General features: G+C 60.0%; 3 protein-coding genes and 2 pseudogenes. 3 read left to right on the top strand and 2 right to left on the bottom strand.

The features are described from left to right. Positions 1-453: 453 nt before the first annotated feature. Positions 454-1,512: a class I SAM-dependent methyltransferase gene (locus tag EOC06_RS31900; RefSeq protein WP_024504268.1), complete on the bottom strand. Its 1,059-nt coding sequence runs from the start codon at positions 1,510-1,512 to the stop codon at positions 454-456. A 57-nt stretch (positions 1,513-1,569) separates the two neighbouring features. After that, positions 1,570-1,791: pseudogene (locus tag EOC06_RS31895) on the bottom strand (insulinase family protein); the annotation flags it as partial. 1,057 nt (positions 1,792-2,848) lie between these two features. On the opposite strand from EOC06_RS31895, the gene EOC06_RS44035 reads away from it, so the two are divergent. The 3 genes and pseudogenes from EOC06_RS44035 to EOC06_RS44030 all read left to right on the top strand — a co-directional run. Further along, positions 2,849-3,295: an extracellular solute-binding protein gene (locus tag EOC06_RS44035; protein WP_236383562.1), complete on the top strand. Its 447-nt coding sequence runs from the start codon at positions 2,849-2,851 to the stop codon at positions 3,293-3,295. Between the two features lie 157 nt (positions 3,296-3,452). After that, a complete protein-coding gene (locus tag EOC06_RS45040; protein ID WP_236473435.1) occupies positions 3,453-3,761 on the top strand; it encodes a helix-turn-helix domain-containing protein in 309 nt (102 codons plus the stop codon). A 1,180-nt stretch (positions 3,762-4,941) separates the two neighbouring features. After that, a pseudogene (locus tag EOC06_RS44030) lies at positions 4,942-5,136 on the top strand (DUF459 domain-containing protein); the annotation flags it as partial. Positions 5,137-5,311 lie beyond the last annotated feature (175 nt).

Genomic DNA, 5,311 nt, shown 5'->3' with positions numbered 1-5,311 from the left:
TTCAAATCCGGCCGAAGCCGGTCGCCGCTTAGGGCTCGGATTGTTCACGGTCGACTAGTGAGCACTCTCCAATATGTTAGGCTCTGTCGCAGTAGCGCAACAAGCTCAGTCTTTGGATGGGTGGTATGAGGATGAGACGACTGAATGTGTACAGGCTCAGTCTTTTTATCGAGGCTCTCGTTTTTGTCGTAAGCGCGTTCGGTGCGACGTGGCTTACCAGCTTTGTGAACGCGCCATGGTGGACATATGTGATTATAGCGGCCATCGCTATGGGCATGTTCGTCGCCGTGCGTGGGGTCCTTTCTGAGCCGCAACGTATGGGACTCTTGGCACACAACTCGGCAGCGACCTCTGCGTGAACCCAGACGCCTTGAAAATGTGCCCGATGCGTCCGGATTTTTGGCGGTGATCTTCATCAAATGCGATGAGCTGCAATTTCTGGCGACGGCCACGCTAAGGGCGGGCCTCCAGCACCATGTTGAACGGTGTCTCCGCGGCGCGACGCAATCGCTTGAAGCCGCCGCCGGTCACAACCTTGCGCAGCCTCGCCTCACCGGCCTGGGCTCCAAGCGCGAGCCCGACTTCCTGCGACACGGATGCGGGCGTGCACACGAAAGTGGAAGCGGCATAGTAAACGCGGCCGACGGGATTGAGGTTCGCCGCCAGATGATCATGCGCGAACGGCTCGACGATCATCCACGTGCCGTCCGGCTTGAGCGATCCGTGGACATGGGTGGCGGCGCCCGTCGGGTCGCCCATGTCGTGAAGGCAATCGAAGAATGTGACGAGGTCATAGGTTCCGGGATAGCTCTTGGCGGCCGCCACGTCGAACCGCGTGTTAACGCCGACGCCGGCTACCTCGGCCGCCTTGCGGGCGCGCTCAATCGAAGGGGCATGATAGTCGAAGCCGACGAAGCGCGAATTGGGGAAGGCCTGTGCCATGAGCACGGTCGATGCACCATGACCGCATCCAACATCCGCGACGTCCACGCCGCGTTCGAGCTTCTCGACGACGCCCTCCAAGGCCGGCAGCCAGGAGTCGATCAGATTGGCATTGTAGCCTGGACGGAAGAACCGTTCCGTACCGCGAAACAGACACGCGCTATGATCGTGCCACCCGACGCCCTTGCCGGACTGGAATGCCTGCCTCACCTTTTCTTCATCGAGCCACAGCGCGGACAGGAACTCGAATGCGCCTGCCATGAAGGCCGGGCTGTCTTCATCAGCGAACACCAGCTCTTGCTCGGCGTTGAGATAGAATTTGTCGCTCGCTTCATCGTAGTCGACGTAACCCGCCGCCGCCTGCCCGGAAAGCCATTCCCTTACGAGGCGTTCCTGGGTGCCGGTGCGTGTCGAAAGTTCGGCGGCCGTCATCTTGCCGCCTTCGCGCAATGCCTTGAACAGGCCGAGTCTGTCCCCCAGCAGGACTCCCGCGCCCGTTGCGATCGCACCGAGATCGCCGACCATTTTCCCCAAGAATGCGTCCAACTTTTCCTGATTCGCTTCAGACATCTGAATCTCCCTTTGGGTTCAATCTCTCCAGGCGACGGAGCCGTGCTCGTCATGAGGCGCCTTGAGCATCAGATGCTCGAAGACATGCAGATATCCCCGGCGGCTCATTCCGCGCTGCCGATCCTGCACCAGACCATATGGGTGACGACCGGCGCGGTGGTCGGGAATGACAGCCACCTCCATGCCGTTGAAAAGCAGGAAATCCGTCACTTTGCCCTCGTCGGTAACCGGCGGAGCCGGAGTGGTCGTCACCAGGGCAAGCCCTGTTGCAGCAGGTATCCTTGGGCAGCCTGTCAGAACATCGATGACTCCGGTTGTGGTGCCGGGGTGGGCGATCAGGGGCCAAGTGATTGTTCCGCGGCGGCTGTATGTTGTGGTAAGGTGATCATGCGAACTCTTGTTGGTCGGTCACGTGTTTTGCGGATGACCCGCATGTACTGTGCCAAATGAGAAAACCATTCAAACGCAATCCAGTAGATCTGACTGTATCCGACATTGTCGGAATTTGGACATCGCCGAACGCGAAGCGCTCGGGGCTTGTGACGATACTTGAGCGTGCTGCTTCGGAGGAGGGATGAGCCTCGAACCGGCCGCGAGGCCTTTTTCTGGCAACGGATATTCCGGCCGGGTTAGGCCGCGAGGAAAGCGACGGTGAATAAGAGGTAGAGGACCAACCGTTTTGAGCGGGTAGTTGCCGTGTTGCGCCCCCAGGCAAAGGCCAGCACCACGGAGCAGTATTTCTGGTGGCGATACTACAACGCCTTTTAGTGCCGGTTACCCGTTTTTACCCAGTTGGCCTGGTGCATTCAGAGCGAGCTCGTTGGAAACCGCTTATTGTGGCTATGAGCGAACTCGGGATGGAGGAGTGGACCCAAAAATTGGCAAAATGCCCCAGGGAGGATTACATGGGTCGCTCATTCCCCGTACTCGTTACAGGTGCGCGTCGCTTCGCAAACAGCTTGCTTTTGACTTGGCGTTTTTTGCCGTCTCGGCATCGCTCACTAATTCGGCCGCTGCCGACACCGTGAACTGGCGTCAATTCGAAGGGACCAGCATAACTTGGGCCTACGACATCCACCCCTATGCGGATGCTCTCGCTGCGCAATTTCCGGAGTTCGAGAAGCTGACCCGGCATCAAGGTCACGCCGGAACTCTACCCAGACGATTCTTACTGGAACAAGATGACGATCCAACTGACGACGAAGTCGCCAGCATGGGATGTGTTCGGCACTGGCATTCAGCCCGCGTAGGACCTCGCTCCGAGTGGCGCCCTGGAGCCGCTGGACAAATACCTGAGCGATTGGAAGCTTACCGATGCTGGATACGACTACATTACGTGGACATGATCAAGAAGTGCGCGGCTCCTTCCTTCGCGTCCGGCCGCAGCGCGATGACGATCGACTCAAATATGTTCGGCTTCTGGAACGATGTTGCGGGGAAGCCGGCATCCGGCAAGATCGCCTTCGCTCCGCCGCTGCACGCACCGAGCGCCACGAGCTTGGAGTCTGACATCTGGATCTGGGCTCTCGCCATGAACGCGGCTTCCGAAAAGAAGGGCACGGCCTGGCTGTTCATCCCGTGGGCCACCTCCAAGCAGGTGGCGCTCAAGGGTGCCCTTGCTGGCCAGCTCGTCAATCCGCCGCGCACGTCGACCTGGCAGACGACACCTGGACTAAGTACGCTTCGCAGCCCGAGTTCAACAACTTCGTTGACAGCTTCAAAAAGATACAGGACCAAGCCGCGCTGGCTTTCACACCGCGTGTCGGCTTCGGCGAAGCCATGAACGCATGGGCCGTGGCGATGCAGAAGATGGTAAACGGCGATGACGTCGAGACGACGTTGAGGGCGCTTGCCGAAGAAATCCGCACTGGCCTCTGATCAAAAGGAACAGGGCAGTACTATTGCACTGCCCTGTTCCCGCCAACGGCGGAGATCACGCCGTGTCACCCCAAGCACTTAAACCCAGCGTGCCGATGGCAGCCGAAGGACCTGGCGCGCGCGCCTCGTCCGGTTCGGCTTCGCTGGAGGGGCGTTCCATCGACTGTTTCAGCCTTGCAATCATCCAGGCGCTGGCCAAAAGCCAGATGGAGCGCCGGCTCAGGAACCGGCGCAAAAACTCGAGCCTGCCGGCGCTGATCGAGCTGGTGCTGGCGCGGCCGCTGGTGTCGGCAGGTCTGGTCGCGGCCGAGCTGAAAATTAGCCAGCGCGCTGCGCTCGGGCTGGTGCCGAACTCGGCATCCGTGAGGTGACCGGCAGGGGGCGCTACCGGGCGTGGGACCCCGTTTAGCTGCGGCGGGCTTTGGCGAAAGCGACAGCACTGATGATTTTTGCTGTACGCTCATTCTCCCTCATCTGCGCGTTGACAGAAAACCAGCAGGCGAGGGTCACAGCACGCTGTGCTCCCCGCGATTTCCGGAAAACCAATGAAAAACGACTTTGATCGATCGCGCGGGACGTATCATTCAACCATGTCGAGAACGGGCGTGACGGCACGTACACTATGGACCGAGAGAACTTTGTCTGGCGACTTTGCGCACGCTTGCAAAACTCTTCGGAAAACTTCCTTCTGTTGATCCAATGATCGTAATGAGCTGGAGTGGCATCGCCGCTCTCCTCGGTTCTTGCTCTCTCAGTTGAACTTGATGCTAGCCTGCACGAAAACGCCGTAGCGCTTTGCCTTCCAATCGTCGGCCTGCGGGGAACCACGACCGCCCATTGCCTCTTCGAAATGAGCGGTGCCGTTATTCGCCACGGCCGCAACACCGCCTCGAGCTGGACGCCATGCCCATCGCCGTCTTCGGGAATTAGCTTGATCTTGGGCGCATGTGGTGCTGCTCTTTGCCGTCGAGCCGCGTGAAGAGGAACGCCACGTCACCAGAAAGGCTGAGTCGCTCGGTGAGTTGCGTCTGCCCGGCCAAGCCGAGTCGCAGCGAATGCCAATCGTTGTCCTGGCTGAGAGGTTGACGTAGGTGGGACGGTTGGCACACAGGTTCCCCAGTTGGTCGCCTGCTGCGTGCAACCGAAAGCATCGTAGCTCTCGTGCCAGAAATTGTTGCCAACAAAAGCACCGATGCGGTAGCGCGGTGAGTTCAAGAAATTATATCCAAGATCGGCGGTGAAATAGCTGACGCCGCCCCCGCGCTGATCACTGAATGTGTTTGAGTAGCCCCCCATTTCCGTAAGAAGTCCTCGTCATGAGAAAATCCTCCCTGATGCCGCCCGCACCGAGGAGGCCTTTACGAAAATGCCAGTCGGATTGTGGACTCGAATGCGCGTCTAGATCGTCATAGGTGAGCCGCGAGACCAGTGACGTACCTTTATGATTGTAAAGTTCCTTCGATGCGTTGCCGGTACTGGCCAGTAACGTAGTCCACCCTCGAAGGAAAAGACTGAGGCCGCCGACCCGGCGCCGACGCCGACTCGCAATCACCGGCACTCGACGGCGGTTCGGAACTTCTCGGTGCCGCAGCGCCGGCCAAGCCGGACGGGCCCGGTGAAAAATTCGTCGTCGAGGGCAAGGCGCCCGCTGCTGCGCCCGGCCGCGCCGACGATTTTTCTTGGCCGCCAAGGCGGCAGCCTGCGGCCGGGGCCACAACCGAAACGACCACGGCGATCAGTCCGTAAGCTGCCCGGGGCAGCGGAAGGGCGGAAAGCGCCTTCAGGTGGCCGCACAAGTAGGGTCTCGAGACGGACTCAGCGCGGCAGCACGCTCGATCCCATCAGCGCCTCATCGATGGCGCGCGCCGCCTGGCGGCCCTCGCGGATCGCCCAGACGACCAGCGACTGGCCGAGCCGCACG

Origin of the sequence: Mesorhizobium sp. M7A.F.Ca.MR.362.00.0.0, from assembly GCF_004023175.1 — a bacterium.
In the GTDB taxonomy this organism is placed as follows: Bacteria; Pseudomonadota; Alphaproteobacteria; order Rhizobiales; family Rhizobiaceae; genus Mesorhizobium.
This window is presented reverse-complemented; position numbering and strand designations above follow the sequence as displayed.

Coding starts and splice junctions, on each gene's coding strand:
- EOC06_RS31900 (WP_024504268.1), bottom strand. CDS start 1,512: ATGTCTGAAGCGAATCAGGAAAAGTTGGACGCATTCTTGGGGAAAATG.